Source organism: Variovorax paradoxus, assembly GCF_030815855.1.
GTDB lineage: Bacteria > Pseudomonadota > Gammaproteobacteria > Burkholderiales > Burkholderiaceae_C > Variovorax > Variovorax paradoxus_M.
Window position 1 is genome coordinate 3,381,001 of the sequence record NZ_JAUSXG010000001.1, and the last position, 17,996, is coordinate 3,398,996.

The following is a 17,996-nucleotide window of genomic DNA, read 5'->3' on the forward strand; positions in this document are numbered from 1 at the left end:
CGCCACGGCCTTCGCGCGGCTACCTGCTGCACTGGAAGCTGGCCGCCTGCGATGCATCGTCGCCCGTGTAGCGCGGCCACAGCGGCCATTCGCACAGCGGGCGGGCGCGCACGACCCTGAACGGTGGCTGCACTTCCTGCTCGGCCAGTTGCAGGCCGGCCGGTGCGCGGCCGCGCTCGACCCAATCGACGAGCGCGCCGAGCATGTCGACGTTGGCGGGCGCGCCGCTGCCGACATGGTCGACACCGGGCGCGGTGTACAGGCGCATGAAGCGGTCCACGTTGTCGCGGCCCATGCGCGCCACCACCGATTCGTAGTACCGGATGCCGGCGAACGGGCTCTGTGCGTAGTCGGCCATGTGCTCGAGCATCAGCAGCTTGCCGCCGCGCGCGTGGAAGGCGCTGAGGTCGGGGTTGGTCGAATCCATCAGCTGCGACACGGCGGCGATGCGTGCGGCGAAGTCTTCGGCGCGGTAGTTGCGCACGTCGAGCGACGGATTGCGCGCGTAGAAATACTGCAGCGCGCCACTGCCGTAGAACCACGCGATGCCGTTGCTCGGCTGCGGCGGCACCGTCGGCGCGGCGGTGCCGGTCCACCATGCGTTCCATCCACCCATCGACGCGAAGGCCGGCGTGCCTTCGCCGCCGATGCCCCAGCCGGGGTACTCGGTGACGCCATGCGCCAGCGGCACGGGCGAGCGCCACGGCGAGCGCAGCGTGCGCACCGCCTGCACCTGCGCGTCGTTCAGGCAGTTGTCGCCGCTCGTGCCCGACGCGCAACGCAACGTGGCCGGATCGAAGCGCTGCAGGCAGGCCACGGGGTTCGACACGATGCGGTCGGCCACGCCATCTGCCGCGTCGCATGCCGCGAGCACCGCGTCGTGCACCAGCTGCACCTGCGCGGGCCGCAGCCACCCTTCGCCGAAAGTGGCAATGCCGTTGCGCGTGCCGGCGTGCTGCAGCCCCGTCCAGTTGATGACAGGCACGCGGCTGAAGATGCCGTCGAAGTCCTGCGGATAGCGCTGCGCCATGGTGAGCGCTTCACGCCCGCCTTCGGAGCTGCCCATGAAATAGAGCTTCTGCGGCGCGTGGCCGTAGGCGCGCTGCGTCAGCGCCACCGCCGCGTCGCGCACCTTCTTGTACGACGCGTGCGCGAAGTTCACGAGGGCTTCGTCGTTGAGCGCAAAGACCTGCGGCGGCTGTCCCTGCACGTTCTGGTGGCCCGAGTCGGTGCCGTAGGTCACGTAGCCCTGCGCCAACGGCGTGGGCAGGTCGAAGCGCGCGGCCGGCACCAGCGCCAGGCCGGTGATCAGCGTACCGTTGAAGCCGCCGCCGCCGTACTGCACGCTGCGCCCGTTCCATGCGAGCGGCAGGTTGACCTGGAACAGGATGGGCGGCGCCGTTGCATCGAGCGGCGCAATGCGGCCGAGCACCTTGCAGTACGCGGGCATCGCCGGCGTGATGCGCGACGCAGGGCTGGGGCCACGCTCGGCCACGGCGAGCGCGGATGCCGGCACGAGCGCCGCGGAATCGATCGTCGCCGCGCCGCTCGGCAGGCCGATGGCGGTGGCAGCCACCGGCGCAGTGAGCGCCGCGCAGGCCTGGGCCGGATCGGCGCCGAGACCGAGCCGCGTGGGGCCGGTCGGGGCTGTGCCGCATGCGGCGAGCAAGGCGGCGGTCGCCAGCATGGCGCCCCCGCTGAACACTGTTGGGGGAATCGCCATCTGTCTGTCTCCTGGTGGTTCTTTGTGAGGGCCGCTGCTACCGCGCCACACCCAGCAGCCGCTCAAGCACCTCGGGCTGTGTGCGCAGCGTCGAGGCCTCGTCGGTATGGACGATGGTGCCGTGGTCGAGCACCACTGCGTGGTCGGAAATCGCGAGGATCGCCTGCGGATGCTGCTCCACGATGATGGCGGCCAGCCCCTCGTCCTGCGTGATGCGGCGGATGGCGCGCAGCAGTTCTTCCACGATGATCGGCGCGAGCCCTTCGAGCGGCTCGTCGAGCAGCAGCAGCTTGGGGTTCAGCACCAGCGCGCGGCCCACGGCCAGCATCTGCTGCTCGCCGCCCGAGAGCTGCGTGCCGAGGTTCGTCTTGCGTTCGGCCAGGCGCGGGAACATCTCGTAGACGCGCTGCGGGTTCCAGGGATTGGAAGTCCCTCCGAACCTGCCGGGCCGCTCCACCGCCGTGAGGTTCTCGTGCACCGTGAGCGACTTGAAGATGTTGCGCTCCTGCGGCACCCAGCCAATGCCGGCCGCGGCGCGCTGATGCGGCGCCAGCTTGTGCAGGGCCTGGCCGCCGAGCGCGATGGTTCCGCCATGCTGCCGGGTGGCGCCTGCCAGCGTGTTGATCAGCGTGGTCTTGCCCGTGCCGTTGCGGCCCAGCAGCGCCAGCGTCTGCCCTTCGCCGAGCGCAAACGCCACGTCATGCAGCACCACGGCCTCGCCGTAGCCGGCGCTCAGGTTCTCGATGCGCAAGAGTTCAGACATGGGCGTTCTCTCCGTGGCCCAAGTAGACCTCTTTGACCTTCGGATCGTTGGCAATCGTTTCGGGGTCGCCCTCGGTCAGTAAGGTGCCATTGACCAGGACCGTCATGCGGTCGGCAAAGCTGAACACCAGGTCCATGTCGTGCTCGATCAAGAGCACCGACACATCGGCCGGCAACGCGGCCACGGTTTGCAGCAGCTCCTCGCGCTCGCCGGCGGGCACGCCCGCCACGGGCTCGTCGAGCAGCAGCACGCGCGGCTCGCAGGCCAGTGCGATCGCAATCTCCAGCAGACGGCGCTTGCCGTAGGCCATGAACTTCGTCTGCTGCTGCGCCACGTCGCTGAGGTGAAACTGCTCCAGCAGCTGCGCCGCGCGCTCGGTCACGGCCCGGGTGGCACCCAGCGGACGCCACCATTGCGAAGCGATGCCCTGGTGCTGCGACACCACGAGCGCCAGCGTCTCGAGCGGCGTCATCGAGTCGAACAGCTGGTTGATCTGGAAGGTGCGCACCAGCCCGCGCGCCACGCGCTTGTGCGGCGCCAGCGTGGTGATGTCTTCACCGAGCAGCGTGATGCGGCCTTCGGTCGGCACGAGCACGCCGGTCAGCAGGTTGATGAGCGTGGTCTTGCCGGCGCCGTTGGGCCCGATCAGCGCATGGCGCGCGCCGCGCTTGAGCTCCATCGTGACGTTGTTGGTGGCCGTGATGCCGCCGAAGCGCATCACCAGCCCCTGCATCGAAAGCACGGTGTCAGTCATACGGCACTGCCCTTCTTCTTGCCGCCGCCCAGCCACGTCCATGGCCTGAGCACGCGGTCGCGCCCCACCAGCACCAGCAGCACCAGCAGAAGGCCGATCCAGAACATCCAATACTGCGGCGTCACGGCCGAGAGCCAGGTCTGCAGCAGCTTGAAGACGATGGCGCCTGCCACGCCGCCATAGAGCCAACCCACGCCGCCGATCACCAGCATCAGCAGCACATCGGCCGAGCGGTCGAAGGCCAGCACGTCGAGCGAGGCAAAGCCCGTGGTCTGCGCCAGCAGCGCACCCGCGGCGCCGGCAATGCCCGCCGCCACGGTGTAGATGACCGCGAGCCGCGACACCACCGGAATGCCGATGGCCATGGCGCGCAGCCGGTTGTCGCGAATCGCCTTGAGCGTGGCGCCGAAGGGCGAATGCACCAAGCGGCGCATCACGAGGAACAGCACGAGCATCACGCTCAGCGAATACCAGGCGGCCGTGCGGCCGAAGAGGTCGAACTCGAACAGGCCGAGCACCGGCCCCATCACCACGCCCTGCAGGCCATCGGCGCCGCCGGTGAGCCAGTCGAGCTTGTTGGCGAGTTCGAGCAGCAGCAGCGCGGTGCCGAGCGTGACCATCAACCGCGTGAGGTCGCTGCCACGCAGGATCGTCACGCTGGCCACGAGGCCGAGCAGGGCCGACAGCACGGTCGCCACCACCAGCCCCACGGTCGGGTCCGGCATCACGAGCTTGGCGAACAGCGCCGCGGTGTAGGCACCGAAACCGAAGAAGGCGGCATGGCCGAGCGAGACGATGCCGGTGTAGCCGAGGATCAGGTCGAGCGACATCGCGAACAGCGCGACGATGGCGATCTCGTTGACCAGCAGCGAATGCGAAGGCGTGACGAGGGGCAGCGCAAATGCCGCGGCCCACACCACGAACTCGAGCGGGCGCCAGCGCGCCTTGCGCAGCAGGGCCGAGTCATACGAGGCAGGCGTGCTCATTCAACGGCCTCCCTTGCGCGTGAACAGGCCTTGCGGCCGCCACATCAGGATCATGATCATCAGCAGGTAGACGGTGAACGCCCCCATCTTGGGAATGAAGTACTTGCCGGCCACGTCGGCGATGCCGAGCAGCAGCGCGGCCGCGAGCGGGCCGGTGATCGACGAGGTGCCGCCGACCGACACCACGATCAGGAAATAGATCATGTACTTGAGCGGAAAGGTCGGGTCGAGCCCGAGGATCTCGGCGCCCAGTGCACCGCCCAGGCCCGCGAGGCCCGAGCCGACTGCGAAGGTCAGCAGGAACACGATGTTGACGTTGATGCCCAGCCCTGCGGCCACGCGCGGATCGTCGACTGCGGCGCGCAGCCGGCTGCCGAAGCGCGTCTTCGAGAGAATGAGCTGGAGCACCACGGTGAGCACGGCGCACACGGCAATGATGAAGAGGCGGTAGTGCCCCATGCCGAGCAGCAGCGCGCCGTCGCCGATCTCGGTGCGGCCGCGCAGCCATTCGGGCAACTGGATGTTCTGCTGCGACGAGCCGACGAAGTAGTCGATGGCCGCCACGGCCATGAAGGCGAGGCCGATGGAGAACAGCACCTGGTCGAGGTGCGGCTTGCCGTACATGGGCCGGTAGAGCGTGCGTTCGAGGAGCGCGCCGGCCACCGCGACGACGATGAACGCAAGCGGCAGGCAGGCCAGGAACGGCAGGCCGAGCTTCTGCATCGCGAACACCGTGAGGTACCCGCCCGCCATGGCGAAGGCGCCGTGCGCCAGGTTGATGAAGTTCATCAGTCCCAGCGTCACGGCCAGCCCCACGGCGAGCACGAAGAGCAGCATGCCGTAGGCGATGCCGTCGAAAAGAATGGTCAACATGTCAGTGTTCCGCTACGGCGTTTGTTTGGCTCGCGTTGCTTTCTGTCGGTTCTAGTTCGGGCGTCTTTGTTCTGGGCGCCGCTGTTCAGGGCGCGTGCACAGGCCACCGGGTACTCCCCTCCGCGAATGTCCCCCGGGGCTGCGCCCCTCCTCCTTGATTTCGCTGCGGGGAGCACCCGATGCCCTGTGCACCTGGGCACGCGGCTGGTGCGTGGCTGATCAACGACCGCTCTGTGCAACGCTCACGTCGATGGGGTGCCTTGCGCAGCGAAATCAAGGAGGAGCCCGAAGGGCGGGGGACATTCGCGGAGCAAGGTACCCCGTCGGCGGGTGCGCCGCCCTGAAGCCAGTTACTTCGCCTTGCCCGGATCCTTCACGCCCTCGATCACATCGAACTCGACGTTGTAGAGCTGCCCGTCCTTCTTCTCGACCTTGCGCAGGTACACGTCCTGCACGATGTCGCGCGTCTGCGCATCGATGTACACCGGGCCGCGCGGGCTCTCGAAGATCTGGCCCTTCATGGCGGCCAGCAGCGCATCACCGCCACCCTGCCCCTTGGTCGCCTTGAGCGCCTCGTAGATCACGCGCATGCCGTCATAGCCGCCCACGGCCATGAAGTTGGGGCGCATCTTCGGGTTGGCCTTCTGGAAGGCCTCTACGAACTTCTTGTTCGCGGCCGAAGGGTGCGCGGCCGAGTAGTGGTGCGAGGTGACCACGCCGAGCGCGCCATCGCCCATGTCGTTGAGCTGGTCGTCGTCGGTCACGTCGCCGGTGGCAATCATCTTGATGCCCGCCTTGTCCATGCCGCGCTCGAGGAACTGCTTCATCACGGCCGCGCCGGCGCCCGAAGGCACGAAGACGAACAGCGCATCGGGCTTGGCGTCGCGCACCTTCTGCAAGAACGGCGCGAAGTCGGGGTTGCGCAGCGGCACGCGCAGCTTCTCGATGACTTTGCCGCCGTTGAGCTGGAAGCGCTCGCTGAAGAACTTCTCGGCGTCGTTGCCCGGGCCGTAGTCGGCCACCAGCGTGACCACCGTCTTCACGCCGTTCTTCGGCGCCCAGTCGCCCATGGCCACCGACACCTGCGGCAGCGTGAAGCTCGAGCGCACGATGTAGGGCGAGGCTTCGGTGATGCTCGACGTGGCGGCGGCCATCACCACCTGCGGCGTCTTCGACTGCGTGGCCAGCGGCGCGGCGGCCAGCGCGGCCGGCGTGACGCCGAAGCCGGCGATCACGTTCACCTTGTCGTTGACGATGAGTTCCTGCGCGAGGCGCTTGGTGACATCGGGCGTGGCCACGTCGTCCTTGATGATGAGCTCGATCTTCTTGCCCGCGACAGTGTCGCCGTTCTGCGCCATGTACAGCCGCGCGGCCGCTTCGATCTGCCGGCCGGTAGACGCCTGCTGCCCCGTCATGGGCAGGATCAGGCCGATCTTGAATTTGTTGTTGTCCTGTGCGCTGGCGAGCGACATGGAAAGCGCAAGCGCCGTGAGGCCTGCGGTCTGGATGAGGTGACGTCTTTGCATGATGAGGTTTTCCTTGGAATGCGGAACCGGGGCCATTCTTCAACACTTTGCAATATCCGGCGGAGCAGGCAATCACCTACTCCGGCCCTCGGCCGGCCTTTGTTGCGCGATGAACAAATGAACTGCGCGATGATCGCGCAGAGTGCTTTTCAGTGGTCGGGCCGGTACGCGGAATCGAGCGTGAGGGTACCCACGGCGCGCGACACGCAGGCGCAGATGCGGGTGGTCGCCTGCTTCTCGTGTTCGCTCAGAAACACGTCGCGGTGGTCGATTTCGCCATCGACCGCGAGCACGTCCATGGCGCAAAGGCCGCACTCGCCGCGCTTGCAGTCCCATAGGGTCTGGACACCGGCGGCGTCGAGCGCATCGAGCAAAGTGCAATCGGCCGGCACGGTGATCGCCAGGTCGTGCCGCGGAATGCGCACTGTGAAGGCTTGCGTGGGGAGGCGGCCGCTGCTGCCGAAAGTTTCGAAGCGCAGGTCCGCCGGGGCACGGCCCGCCGCCTGCCAGGCGCGCTTGACGGCTTCGAGCATGGGCACGGGTCCGCAGGTATAGAGCTGGCCGCCGGGCGGCAGCGCGGCGATGGCGGCCGCAAAGTCGATGGCTGCCGCGCCCTCATGCGCCACGACCTCGTCGCCCAGCGCTTCGCGCAGCCGATCGAGGTACGCGAGCTCGCCGGCATGGCGCGCGCCGTAGAGCATCTTCACGGGCACGCCGCTGCGCTGTGCGTGCGCGCCGAGGCGCTCGGCCATCAGCACCAGCGGCGTGATACCGATGCCGCCCGCCACCAACAGGTAGCCGGTCGCCGAGAGGTCGAGCGCGAAGTGGTTCTGCGGTGCGCTCACCTGCAGCCGGTCCCCCTCGGCCAGGCGCCACATCGCGAGCGAACCGCCACGGCCGTCGTCGAGCCGCTTGACGGCAATGCGCCAGCACTGGCCGTCGCCCTCGCCCACCAGCGAGTACGAGCGCGTCTGCAGCTTGCCCCCGGCTGCCATCACCTGCACCTGCAGGTGCGAACCCGGTTCGTACGTGGCGGCAAAACCCGGCTCGGGCCGCAGTTCGAACTCGCGCACGGTGGGCGTGACGTCGCGCAGCGCAACGACCTGCGCCTGCATCCATTGAAGATCGCTTTTCATCGGGGAACAACACCAACAGGAAGGAAAGGAAAGCGGCCGCTCAGCCGGGCCGGCGAATCAGTTGCACGCCGGGCAGCGGGCGCTGTTCGGCGCTGGGCGTGCCGTGCAGCGCATCGCGCAGGTTGCGCCGCGCGATGCGGCTGTGCTCGCGCATCAACGCTTCGGCACGCGAGCCTTCGCCGGCCTCGATGGCATCGAGCACCTGCAGGTGCTGGTCTTGCGCGATGACGAGCATGTCGCGCGCGGCGGGCGAATTGGCCTGCACGATGACGAAGCCAGAGGGCGATGCGAACGGCAGGTTGATCACGCGCTCGAGCTGCTGCGCGATGACCGGGCTCGCCGCCATCTCGCACAGCAGCGAATGGAACTTCTCGTTGTGCGTGACATAGCGCGAGAACGCCGCGTCGTCCAGCGCCGGTTCGCGCAGCAGTTCGTCGATGCGTGCCAGACAGGCGCGCGCCTCGCGCAGCACCACCGGCGCCGCGCCGCGCTCGGCCGCGAGCCGGGCCACCAGGCCTTCGAGCGTGCCGCGCAGCTCGATGGCATCGGCCACGTCGCGCTCGGAGAAAGTGCGCACCGCATAGCCGCCGTTGGGCAGCGCCTCGAGCAGGCCCTCCTGCTCCAGCCGCATGAGCGCGCTGCGTACCGGCGTGCGCGAGACGCCGAGCTGCTCGGAGATGGCCACTTCGGCGATGCGCGCACCACCCGGCAGTTCGCCGGCCAAGATCATTTCGCGCAACCGCAGCTGCGCCTTCACGGCCTGCGAGCTGCCGCCGTCGCCGGGCTCGACGGGAGATACGGCTGTGACTTTCATGCGGCGTGCTTCTCGACGGGGCGGATCGGGATCGCGGCGCGCGCGGGCTTTTCCTTCTCGACCATGCGATCGATCAGCCGGCGCGCCCACATCGAACCGGCGTCGATGTTGAGGTTGTAGAACTGGTGGTCGGGCCGCTCGTCCATGGCTTTCTGCTGCGCCTCGAGCACGATCTCGTCCTCGCGGAAGATGCCGGCCACGCCTTCGCGCAGCTCGTGCGTGAGGCGCTGTTCCCCCAGGCAATAGTTGCGCGCAAAGGCCCAGAAGTAGAGACAGGTCTTGTCGGTCTCGGGCGTGATGGTGTTGAGCACGTAGCCGTTCACGCCCTTGCTGCGGTCGCCGGGGTTGCCGTCCTTCGGTACCGCACCGCTGCCCGCCTCGGCCACGCCGACGTCGATGTTCACGGTGCACGGCCCCTCGAAGCGGATGATCTGCCAGCGGTCGACCTTGCCGGTGTAGCCGCGCGCATGGCGGATCTGGCCGCCCCAGAACGGCGGCGCATCGATGTTCTCCATCCAGCGCGTCACAGTGGCCGAGCGGTCGCCGTGCGTCGCGACGAAAGGCGCCTCGGCCACCTCGCGGTTGCCGATGGACGAGCCGTGCACGAAGGTCTCGTGCGTCAGGTCCATGAGGTTGTCGACCACCAGGCGGTAGTCGCAGGCCACCCGAATCATCTTGCCGTCGCCGGCCCAGGCCGGGTCGTCGTTCCAGTGCATGTCGGGCACCAGCGCCGGGTCGGCCTTGGCCGGGTCGCCGGGCCAGATCCAGACGAAGCGGTGTTTCTCGACCACCGGGAAGCTGCGCACGCAGGCCGAAGGGTTCAGCGTTTCCTGGCTCGGCATGTGGGTGCAGCGGCCCTGGCTGTTGTAGACCAGGCCGTGGTAGCCGCACACCAGTTCGTCGCCTTCGAGCTTGCCTAGCGACAGCGGCATCAACCGGTGCCAGCAGGCGTCTTCGAGCGCGGCCACCTGACCGTCGGTACGGCGGAACAGCACCAGTTTTTCATTGCAGATGGTGCGCGGCAGCAGCGCATGACGCACTTCGACGTCGTAGGCGGCGGCATACCAGGCGTTCAAAGGAAAGGCGGTCGTGGGCGTTTTCATGAATACCCAATGTATACAGAAATCGAGAATACTCAACTGGATATCGCCAAATCGAGGGTAAATACTAGGGTCTATGTATACACATACGCCAGTTTCCAAGGCGATACGATGTTCGATTCGTTTACAGCCATGACGGAGATTTCCATGTCCCAGCACGCCGCCCTGCCCGCCCGCTACGACCACGTCGGCAGTTTTCTGCGTCCCAAATACCTGCTCAAAGCGCGCGAGCAGAACGCCAAGGGCGAGATCACGCCCGAGCAGCTGCGCAAGGTCGAAGACAAGGCCATTACCGAGATCGTCCGGTTCCAGGAAGACATCGGCCTGAAGAGCATCACCGACGGCGAATTCCGCCGCACGTACTTCCACATCGACTTTCTCGACCAGCTCGGCGGCGTGAAGACCGACATTCCGGTCACCATCCGCAAGCCCGACGGCACCGAGGAACTGGCGCCGCCCGCGATGCGCGTGATCGACAAGGTGCGCCACGTCAAGGACATCCAGCTGGCCGACTTCCAGTACCTGAAGAGCCAGGTTTCGGCCGGCCGCACGCCGAAGGTGACCATTCCCTCGCCGACCATGCTGCACTTCCGCGGCGGCCGCGCCGGCATCAGCCGCGACGCGTATCCCGAGCTCGACCCGGTGTTCTACGACGACGTGGCCAATGCATACGGCGACGAACTGCGCTCGCTCGCTGCGGCCGGCTGCACCTATGTGCAGATGGACGACACCAACCTGGCCTACCTGTGCGACGAGCACATGCGCGAAGCCGCCCGCAAGCGCGGCGACGATCCGAACGAACTGCCCCACCGCTATGCCGCATTCATCAACAAGGTGGTGGCGCAGAAGCCGCCGGGCATGCTGCTGGCCATGCACCTGTGCCGCGGCAACTTCAAGAGCACCCACGCCGCGGCCGGCAACTACGAGCCGGTCGCCGAGGCGCTGCTGAAGGAGATGGACCTCGACGCCTACTTCATGGAATACGACGACGCCCGCTCGGGCGACTTCAAGCCGCTGCGCTACCTGCCCAAGGGCAAGACCGTGGTGCTGGGCCTGGTGACCACCAAGTTCGGCCAGATGGAAGACAAGGACGAGCTCAAGCGCCGCATCGAGGACGCCGCCAAGTACGCGCCGCTGGAGCAGCTCGCGCTCTCGCCGCAGTGCGGCTTCTCGAGCACGGTGCACGGCAACAACATCGCGGTGGAAGCACAGCGCAGCAAGCTGCGGCTGGTCGTGGAGACCGCACAAGAGGTCTGGGGCTCCGCCTGAAATAGCGGCCCGGCGGAAGGCCTGGGCGCCCCCCTTCTGGTCAAATTGGCAACATGACGACCATCTACTCAGGCCCCCTCAGCATGTTCGGCGCGAAGGTGCAGATCGCCGCGCTCGAAAAAGGCATCGACTTCGAGCTGGTGATGGTGCCGTTCACCAAGGACGATGCCTACGAGCCCAAGCATCCCGAGGTGCTGCGCATCAACCCCGTCAAGCAGCAGGTGCCGGTGCTGATCGACGGCGATGTCGAGCTCTTCGACTCGACGCAGATCTTCGAATACCTCGAAGACCGCTACCCCACCCCTCGGCTGTGGCCCGAAGGCATTGCCGAGCGGGCCCGCGCACGGCAACTCGAGCAGAAGTCGGACGAGGTCTTTTTTCCTCACGTGATCAAGCTCTTCGGCCTGCAGCACGACATGCAGAGCGCTGCGGCGGTCGCGGCCTGCGCCGGCTGCGCGCGCTACTACGACGAGATGGAAGGCCTGCTGGCCGCGCGCGAGTACCTCGCGGGCCCGTACTCGTTCGCCGACATCGCCTTCTACATGGCCTGCATCTTTGCCGACCGCAAGGGCGCCCGCATGGCCGAGACCACGCCGAGGCTCCTGGCCTGGCGCAGCCGCATGGGCGAGCGGCCCGCGGTGCGAACGGTGGTCGATCCGATGATGCGCTTCCTGGCCTCGGAAGGGCGCGACGTGGCCTCGTTCCTGATGCCGCGCTGATCGCTGGCGGCGCCACCCGGTCCTCAGGCATCATTGCCGCATGCCGAACACGAGTTTCGACTGGCTCCCCTCACCGTCCCAGCATTTTCTTGTCGTCACCTTTGCGCTGCTGGTCTATGTGCTGACCACGCGCGCGCGCCGCGAGCAGCGCGCCCCCACCACGGCCATTGCGTGGGTGATGGGACTGGTGCTGATGCCCTACGTCATCCTGCCGATGTACCTGCTGTTCGGGCAGCGCAAACTGCGCCCCGCGGGCTCGCCGCGGCCGCCGCGCTCGGTACCACCGGGCCACTGGGCGGCCGACCTGATCGAGAGCTTCGGCCTCGCGCCGCCGGGGCGCTGCGCGATTCGCCTGCACGCCGACGGCGAGGCCGCGCGCGAGGCGCTGTGGCAGGTGATCGACGGCGCCCGCGAGCGCATCGACGTAGGCACCTTCATCATCGGCGACGACACGCTGGGCCGCGCGGTCATCGAGCGGCTGGCGGAGCGTGCGCGCGAGGGCATCAAGGTGCGCGTGCTGCTCGACGGCTTCGGCGCGCTGACGCTGCCACGCCGGCAGATCCGCCTGCTGCGCGCCGCGGGCGGCGAAGTCGCCGTGTTCCGCCCTTTCTTCAGCCTGCGGCGCATCGGACCGCGCAACCTGCGCAACCACCGCAAGTTCACCATTGCCGACGACGGCTGGCTGTGGTCCGGCGGGCGCAACCTCGCGGGCGAATACTTCAGCGGCAGCGACAAGTACCCCGAAGCCTGGCCCGACCTGTCGTTCGACCTGCGCGGCAGCGTGGCCGCCGCGGCGGCGCGCCAGTTCGACCACGACTGGAGCTCGGTGCGCGGGCGCAAGCCACGCGCCATCACGGCCGACGACGTGGAGGAAAGCCCGGACAGCGCCATGGCGCAGTTCCTGCCCAGCGGCCCCGACCAGACCGAGGACACCGCCCATGCGCTGCTGATCGACGCGTGTTTTCGCGCCGAGCACCGCGTGCTGGCCGTCACCCCCTACTTCGTTCCCGGCGACGGGCTGCGCGATGCGCTGCGGCTGGCCGCGCGGCGCGGCGTGCAGGTGACCATCGCGATGCCCGCGCGGTCGAACCACCGCCTCGCCGATTTCGTGCGCGCCCGCGCCATGCGCGACCTGGCCCGCGCGGGCGTGAGCTTTCGCATGCTGCCCTTCATGGCGCACGCCAAGGCCGTGGTGGTCGACGACGAGCTGGCCCTGTGCGGCTCCATCAACCTCGACCTGCGCAGCCTCTTGCTCAACCACGAGGCGGCCGTGGTGTTCTACGGCCCGCGCGAAATCGATTGGCTGGCCGAGTGGATCGAGACCACGGCCTCGGCGGGCGAGCCCTACCGCGCGCGGCGGCCCGGCCTGCTGCGCGACGTGGCCGAGGGGCTGTTGCTCACCGTCGCTTTCCAGCTTTAGCCGGCGTGGTGGCCTTGGCCTCCTTCGCGATGGCGTCGAGGCCGGCAAAGACGTAGCGCATCAGGTCGTCCGACAGGCCTTCGGTGTTCTTGAGGGCCGGCAGCACTTCGTTGCGCAGGTCCTTCGGCGCCACCGTCATCACGATGCAGGGCAGCACCACGAACAGCATGGCCCGCTGCACCGACGGATGGTCGTCGGGCAAGCCCATGATGCCGCCGATCAAGCCCCGGATCAGCTTGGCCTTGGGCAGCACCGCCCGCCGGATCAACACCGGCATGGCCGGCGACGGCGACAGCGCCTCGCGCAGCACCACCCGAAATCCCCAAGGCGCCTTGGGCTGGCTGCCCAGTTCGACCAGGTGGGCGAGAAACGTGCGCAGCTTGAGTCGCGGGTCGGTCGGCACGCTGGCCAGGCTGACCAGTTCGTCGATGCTCACGAGCTGGCGGTGCGCCTCGATCAGCACCGCCTCGTAGAGCCCGTCCCTGCTGCCGAAGTGGTAGTTGACGGCCGCCATGTTGGTGCCGGCGCGGGTGCAGATTTCCTTGCTGGTGCTCTCGGCGAAGCCGCGTTCGGCAAACAGCTGGCCCGCGGTTTCGAGGATGTGCAGGCGCGTGGTGCTGCCGTCGGTGCGCTCGGTGCGCGGTGCGGCCTGGCGCGGGGCGGCAGGGCGGGTGCCGGAAGAACGGGTGCTGGAAGAGCGGGAAACCATGGCCCGAGGTTAATCGAATTGAAAAATTACTTCAAATTCAAATTTCAATTTGATAACATCCGGCCGTATTCCGATCTGGAAACCGGCAGGAGCCCGCCCTCATGAACAAGAAACCTCTCATAGCCGCTGCCGCCGTGGTGCTGGCTGCCGCGGCGGGCGGCTGGTGGTACCTCCATCGTTCGGCCGCGCCGCCCGACCAGCTCGTGCTCTACGGCAACGTCGACATACGCCAGGTCTTGCTTGCCTTCAATGCCAACGAACGCGTCGCCGAACTCGCTGTGCGCGAAGGCGACCGCGTGCGCGCCGGGCAGTTGCTCGGCAAGCTCGACACCCGCTCGCTCGTGCTGCGCTTGGCGCAGTCGCAGGCGCGCATCGGCGTGCAGGAGCAAGCCCTGCTGCGCCTGAAGACCGGCAGCCGCCCCGAGGAACTGGCACAGGCCCGGGCGCAGGTGGCCGCGGTACAGGCCGACGCCGACCTGGCGCAGCAGCAGCTCGCGCGCCTGCAGGCCATCGGCCAGAGCACGGCCGGCCGCGCCGTGAGCCAGCAAGACCTCGACAGTGCGCAGGCCCGCCGCAAGGTGGCGCTGGCGCAGCTGGACAACGCGCGCAGGGCGCAGCAGCTCGTCGTGACCGGCCCGCGCAAGGAAGACATCGCGCAGGCGCAGGCCCAGCTCGAATCCGCGCGCGCAGATATGGCGCTCATGAACCACCAGCTCGCCGAGGCCGAACTGAAGGCGCCCATCGACGCCGTGGTGCGCGCCCGCCTGCTCGAGCCCGGCGACATGGCTTCGCCGCAGCGCCCGGCCTTCACGCTCGCGATCACCGATCCCAAGTGGGTGCGCGCCTATGTGGCCGAACCCGACCTCGGCCGCGTGCGGCCAGGCCAGGACGCCAGCGTGACCACCGACAGCCAGCCCGGCCAGCCGGTCGCGGGCAAGGTGGGCTACATCTCGTCGGTGGCGGAGTTCACGCCCAAGACGGTGCAGACCGAGGAACTGCGCAGCAGCCTGGTCTACGAAATCCGCGTGATGGTCGACGACAAGGAAGACCGCCTGCGGCTCGGCATGCCGGCGACCGTGCGGCTGCAGCTGCCTTCGAACGGCAAGCCGCGATGACAGACCTCATCGACCGACGTTGCGCAAGGCTCCCTCCCCTTCCGGTGGAGGGCTGGGGGGGCAAGCGGCGTGTCTATCGAGCGCTCTGCCCTGCCCCCATCCTAACCTTCCCCCGGAAGGGGAAGGAGCGAGGCCGCATGCTCGGAGGGACGTTGAATGCCGTGCAATGAGCCGGCCGTCAGCGGACGCTCGCTGCACAAGCGCTTCACGGTCAAGGCGTCGAAGACACCCGTACGCGCGCTCAACGACGTGTCGCTCGAAGTACCCGCCGGCACCCTCACCGCATTGGTCGGCCCCGACGGCGCCGGCAAGACCACGCTGCTGCGCCTGATGGCCGGCTTGATGCGCGCCGATGAAGGCGAGCTGCGCGTGCTCGGCATCGACGTGTCGGCCGCCCCGCAGGCAGTGCAGGACCGCATCAGCTACATGCCCCAGCGCTTCGGCCTGTACGACGACCTGAGCGTGCAGGAGAACCTCGACCTGTATGCCGACCTGCATGGCGTGTCGGGCAGCCATCGCCGCGAGCGCTATGCGCGGCTGATGGAAATGACCGACCTCGGCCGCTTCACTGCCCGGCCCGCGGGCAAGCTCTCGGGCGGCATGAAGCAGAAGCTCGGCCTGGCCTGCACGCTGGTGCGCTCGCCCGACCTGCTGCTGCTCGACGAACCCACCGTGGGCGTCGATCCGCTCTCGCGGCGCGAGCTCTGGCAGATCGTGCAGCAGCTGGTCGACGAGGAAAAGCTGTCGGTCATCGTGAGCACCGCGTACCTCGACGAGGCCGAGCGCTGCAGCCATGTGTTCGTGCTGCGCGAAGGGCAGCTGCTCGCAGACGGCACGCCGGCCGAGATTCGCGACCGTGCGCAAGGCATGTGCTTTGTCGCCGCACCGCCGAACGACGAGGCACCGCGCCTGATGCAGGCCCGCCTGCTCGATGCGCGGCAGGACATCGTCGATGCCGTGCCGCAAGGCGGCGAAGTGCACTTCATCCGCCGCCAGGGCACGGACGATGCGGCGCTTGCGGCGCTGCTGGCCGGCGCGCGCGCCGAGCCCGTGCCGCCGCGGCTCGAAGACGGCTTCATGACGCTGCTGCGCACGCAGCACACGCCTGCGCCGGGCAGCAACGCAGCCACGACGACCAGCCGCGCTACAGGCGAACCCGGCGAAGTCGTCATCGAGGTGAAAGACCTGGTGCGCCGCTTCGGCGATTTCGTGGCCGTGGCGAGCACCAGCTTCTCGGTGCGGCGCGGGGAGATCTTCGGCCTGCTCGGGCCCAACGGCGCGGGCAAGACCACCACTTTTCGCATGCTCTGCGGCCTGCTTCCCGCGAGCGGCGGCCAGCTGCGCGTGGCCGGCGTCGACCTGCGCCATGCGCGCGCGCAAGCCCGCCAGCGCATCGGCTACGTCTCGCAGAAGTTCGCGCTCTACGGCAACCTCACGGTGCGCGAGAACCTCTCGTTCTACGGCGGCGCCTACGGCTTGCGCGGCCAACGGCTGCGCGACCGCATGGACACGGTGCTGCGCCAGTTCGACCTCGATCGTGAACTCGACGTGCCGAGCGGTCAGTTGCCCGGCGGCTACAGGCAGCGCCTGGCCATGGCCACGGGCCTGCTGCACGAGCCCGAGATCCTGTTTCTCGACGAGCCCACCAGCGGCGCCGACCCGCTCGCGCGCCGCGAGTTCTGGCGCCGTATCACGGCGCTGGCCGAAGGCGGCACCACCGTCGTCATCACGACCCACTTCATGGAAGAGGCCGAGTACTGCGACCGCATCGTGATCCAGGATGCGGGCAAGGTGCTGGCCATCGGCACGCCGCGGGAAGTGCGCATGCAGGCGCTCGACGGCGGCGACAGTGAAAAGCGCATCGACATGGAGCAGGCCTTCATCGGCATCGTCGAGAAGGCGCGCCGCGAGGGCAAGGAGAACGCCCCCAGGCAACCCGAAGGAGCCCCGGCATGAGCGGCTTCTGGACCCGCCTCATCTCGCTCACGCGCAAGGAGTTTCGCCAGCTGCTGCGCGACCGCAGCAACCTGGCCATCGGCATCCTGCTGCCGATGGTGCTGATCCTGATCTTCGGCTACGGCATGTCGCTCGACGTGAAGAACGCGCCGGTGGGCGTGGTGCTCGAAGACCCTTCGCCCGCCGCGCACGAGGCCATGGCCGGCCTGCAACTTTCGCCCTCGATCGCGCCGGTGCTGCTGGGCTCCATGCACGACGCCGAGGCGTTGATGCACGACCGCAAGATCGACGGCATCGTGCGCGTGCCCTCCGATTTCTCGCGCTCTCTGGCAGCGGGCAATGCGCGCGTGCAGCTCATCGTGCATGGCGCCGATGCCGGGCGCGCGACCATCATCCAGTCCTATGTGAGCGCTGCTCTCGCGCAAACGGCCATACGGCAGGCCGACCGCGGCGGACGCACCGGCGGCGCAGACGCCCCCGCCATCGGCCGCGTGACCGTGGAGCAGCGCATGTGGTTCAACACCGCGAACACCAGCACCTGGTACCTGGTGCCCGGCCTCATCGTGCTCATCATGACGCTGGTGGGCGCATTTCTCACCGCGCTGGTGATGGCACGCGAATGGGAGCGCGGCACGCTCGAGGCGCTGTTCGTCACGCCGGTACGGCCGGTGGAAATACTGCTGGCCAAGATCATTCCGTATTTCGCGGTCGGCATGCTGGGCCTCGCGCTGTGCCTGCTGGCCGCGCGCTTCCTGTTCGCGGTGCCGATGGTCGGCTCGCTGTTCGCGGTGGTGCTCAGCTCCATGCTCTACCTGATCGTGGCGGTGAGCCTGGGCCTCGTGATCTCGTCGGTCACGCGCAATCAGTTTCTCGCGAGCCAGGTGGCGCTGATTGCCACCTTCATGCCTTCGATGATGCTGTCGGGCTTTTTGTTCGACCTGCGCAACGTGCCCGTCGCCGTGCGCGTGATCGGCCACGTGCTGCCGGCCACCTACTTCATGGACCTGATCAAGACGCTGTTCCTCGCGGGCGATGTCTGGCCGCTGATCTGGCGCAACTGCGCAGTCCTGGTGGCCTATGCCGTGGGCCTGCTGCTGCTCGCCCACGCCGTCACGCGCAAGCGCCTCGACTGA

General features: G+C 68.1%; 16 protein-coding genes. 6 read left to right on the plus strand and 10 right to left on the minus strand.

The window, feature by feature from the left end; all coding sequences use genetic code 11:
• Positions 1-19: 19 nt before the first annotated feature.
• The 9 genes from QFZ42_RS16030 to QFZ42_RS16070 form a co-directional block, all read right to left on the minus strand.
• Positions 20-1,723 carry a tannase/feruloyl esterase family alpha/beta hydrolase gene (locus QFZ42_RS16030; protein WP_307701895.1) on the minus strand — a complete coding sequence of 568 codons (1,704 nt, stop codon included), beginning with the start codon at positions 1,721-1,723 and terminating at the stop codon, positions 20-22.
• A 37-nt stretch (positions 1,724-1,760) separates the two neighbouring features.
• On the minus strand, positions 1,761-2,486 hold the full coding sequence (locus QFZ42_RS16035; RefSeq protein WP_307701896.1) for an ABC transporter ATP-binding protein: 726 nt from the start codon (positions 2,484-2,486) through the stop codon (positions 1,761-1,763).
• Positions 2,479-3,240, minus strand: coding sequence for an ABC transporter ATP-binding protein (locus QFZ42_RS16040; RefSeq protein WP_307701897.1), 762 nt, complete (start codon positions 3,238-3,240; stop codon positions 2,479-2,481). Before QFZ42_RS16040 ends, QFZ42_RS16035 begins: the two co-directional genes overlap by 8 nt.
• On the minus strand, positions 3,237-4,226 hold the full coding sequence (locus QFZ42_RS16045; protein ID WP_307701898.1) for a branched-chain amino acid ABC transporter permease: 990 nt from the start codon (positions 4,224-4,226) through the stop codon (positions 3,237-3,239). Before QFZ42_RS16045 ends, QFZ42_RS16040 begins: the two co-directional genes overlap by 4 nt.
• Positions 4,227-5,099, minus strand: coding sequence for a branched-chain amino acid ABC transporter permease (locus tag QFZ42_RS16050; RefSeq protein WP_307701899.1), 873 nt, complete (start codon positions 5,097-5,099; stop codon positions 4,227-4,229).
• 350 nt (positions 5,100-5,449) lie between these two features.
• On the minus strand, positions 5,450-6,625 hold the full coding sequence (locus QFZ42_RS16055; RefSeq protein ID WP_307701900.1) for an ABC transporter substrate-binding protein: 1,176 nt from the start codon (positions 6,623-6,625) through the stop codon (positions 5,450-5,452).
• Between the two features lie 149 nt (positions 6,626-6,774).
• Positions 6,775-7,761: a PDR/VanB family oxidoreductase gene (locus QFZ42_RS16060; RefSeq protein ID WP_307701901.1), complete on the minus strand. Its 987-nt coding sequence runs from the start codon at positions 7,759-7,761 to the stop codon at positions 6,775-6,777.
• 40 nt (positions 7,762-7,801) lie between these two features.
• Entirely contained in the window at positions 7,802-8,575 is a 774-nt protein-coding gene (locus QFZ42_RS16065) for a GntR family transcriptional regulator (protein ID WP_307701902.1), read from the minus strand.
• Positions 8,572-9,678 carry an aromatic ring-hydroxylating dioxygenase subunit alpha gene (locus tag QFZ42_RS16070; protein WP_307701903.1) on the minus strand — a complete coding sequence of 369 codons (1,107 nt, stop codon included), beginning with the start codon at positions 9,676-9,678 and terminating at the stop codon, positions 8,572-8,574. The genes QFZ42_RS16065 and QFZ42_RS16070 overlap by 4 nt, the downstream gene beginning before the upstream one ends.
• A 144-nt stretch (positions 9,679-9,822) precedes the next feature.
• On the opposite strand from QFZ42_RS16070, the gene QFZ42_RS16075 reads away from it, so the two are divergent.
• From QFZ42_RS16075 to QFZ42_RS16085, 3 genes are read left to right on the plus strand one after another with little or no spacing between them, the layout of a single operon-like run.
• The gene (locus tag QFZ42_RS16075) at positions 9,823-10,944 is read left to right on the plus strand and encodes a 5-methyltetrahydropteroyltriglutamate--homocysteine S-methyltransferase (RefSeq protein ID WP_307701904.1); all 1,122 of its coding nucleotides are present in this window, start codon (positions 9,823-9,825) and stop codon (positions 10,942-10,944) included.
• A 53-nt stretch (positions 10,945-10,997) separates the two neighbouring features.
• On the plus strand, positions 10,998-11,663 hold the full coding sequence (locus tag QFZ42_RS16080; RefSeq protein WP_307701905.1) for a glutathione S-transferase family protein: 666 nt from the start codon (positions 10,998-11,000) through the stop codon (positions 11,661-11,663).
• Positions 11,664-11,703: 40 nt separating this feature from the next.
• Positions 11,704-13,083, plus strand: a complete 1,380-nt coding sequence (locus QFZ42_RS16085) for a phospholipase D-like domain-containing protein (protein WP_307701906.1) — start codon at positions 11,704-11,706, stop codon at positions 13,081-13,083.
• On the opposite strand, the gene QFZ42_RS16090 is transcribed toward QFZ42_RS16085, so the two are convergent.
• Positions 13,061-13,792 (minus strand): TetR/AcrR family transcriptional regulator, encoded by a 732-nt coding sequence (locus QFZ42_RS16090; RefSeq protein ID WP_307701907.1) that lies wholly within the window; start codon positions 13,790-13,792, stop codon positions 13,061-13,063. The two genes, QFZ42_RS16085 and QFZ42_RS16090, sit on opposite strands and share 23 nt — an antisense overlap.
• A 101-nt stretch (positions 13,793-13,893) precedes the next feature.
• On the opposite strand from QFZ42_RS16090, the gene QFZ42_RS16095 reads away from it, so the two are divergent.
• From QFZ42_RS16095 to QFZ42_RS16105, 3 genes are all read left to right on the plus strand, one after another.
• Positions 13,894-14,907 (plus strand): HlyD family efflux transporter periplasmic adaptor subunit, encoded by a 1,014-nt coding sequence (locus QFZ42_RS16095; protein WP_307701908.1) that lies wholly within the window; start codon positions 13,894-13,896, stop codon positions 14,905-14,907.
• A gap of 156 nt (positions 14,908-15,063) precedes the next feature.
• Positions 15,064-16,863: an ATP-binding cassette domain-containing protein gene (locus QFZ42_RS16100; RefSeq protein WP_307701909.1), complete on the plus strand. Its 1,800-nt coding sequence runs from the start codon at positions 15,064-15,066 to the stop codon at positions 16,861-16,863.
• A complete protein-coding gene (locus QFZ42_RS16105) occupies positions 16,860-17,996 on the plus strand; it encodes an ABC transporter permease (protein WP_307701910.1) in 1,137 nt (378 codons plus the stop codon). Before QFZ42_RS16100 ends, QFZ42_RS16105 begins: the two co-directional genes overlap by 4 nt.

Bases quoted from the DNA above. Each gene is read 5' to 3' on its own strand.
- QFZ42_RS16095 (WP_307701908.1), top strand. From the start codon at position 13,894: ATGAACAAGAAACCTCTCATAGCCGCTGCCGCCGTGGTGCTGGCTGCC.
- QFZ42_RS16075 (WP_307701904.1), top strand. From the start codon at position 9,823: ATGTCCCAGCACGCCGCCCTGCCCGCCCGCTACGACCACGTCGGCAGT.
- QFZ42_RS16100 (WP_307701909.1), top strand. From the start codon at position 15,064: ATGCCGTGCAATGAGCCGGCCGTCAGCGGACGCTCGCTGCACAAGCGC.
- QFZ42_RS16070 (WP_307701903.1), bottom strand. From the start codon at position 9,678: ATGAAAACGCCCACGACCGCCTTTCCTTTGAACGCCTGGTATGCCGCC.
- QFZ42_RS16050 (WP_307701899.1), bottom strand. From the start codon at position 5,099: ATGTTGACCATTCTTTTCGACGGCATCGCCTACGGCATGCTGCTCTTC.
- QFZ42_RS16065 (WP_307701902.1), bottom strand. From the start codon at position 8,575: ATGAAAGTCACAGCCGTATCTCCCGTCGAGCCCGGCGACGGCGGCAGC.
- QFZ42_RS16105 (WP_307701910.1), top strand. From the start codon at position 16,860: ATGAGCGGCTTCTGGACCCGCCTCATCTCGCTCACGCGCAAGGAGTTT.
- QFZ42_RS16040 (WP_307701897.1), bottom strand. From the start codon at position 3,240: ATGACTGACACCGTGCTTTCGATGCAGGGGCTGGTGATGCGCTTCGGC.
- QFZ42_RS16035 (WP_307701896.1), bottom strand. From the start codon at position 2,486: ATGTCTGAACTCTTGCGCATCGAGAACCTGAGCGCCGGCTACGGCGAG.
- QFZ42_RS16085 (WP_307701906.1), top strand. From the start codon at position 11,704: ATGCCGAACACGAGTTTCGACTGGCTCCCCTCACCGTCCCAGCATTTT.
- QFZ42_RS16090 (WP_307701907.1), bottom strand. From the start codon at position 13,792: ATGGTTTCCCGCTCTTCCAGCACCCGTTCTTCCGGCACCCGCCCTGCC.
- QFZ42_RS16055 (WP_307701900.1), bottom strand. From the start codon at position 6,625: ATGCAAAGACGTCACCTCATCCAGACCGCAGGCCTCACGGCGCTTGCG.
- QFZ42_RS16045 (WP_307701898.1), bottom strand. From the start codon at position 4,226: ATGAGCACGCCTGCCTCGTATGACTCGGCCCTGCTGCGCAAGGCGCGC.
- QFZ42_RS16060 (WP_307701901.1), bottom strand. From the start codon at position 7,761: ATGAAAAGCGATCTTCAATGGATGCAGGCGCAGGTCGTTGCGCTGCGC.
- QFZ42_RS16080 (WP_307701905.1), top strand. From the start codon at position 10,998: ATGACGACCATCTACTCAGGCCCCCTCAGCATGTTCGGCGCGAAGGTG.
- QFZ42_RS16030 (WP_307701895.1), bottom strand. From the start codon at position 1,723: ATGGCGATTCCCCCAACAGTGTTCAGCGGGGGCGCCATGCTGGCGACC.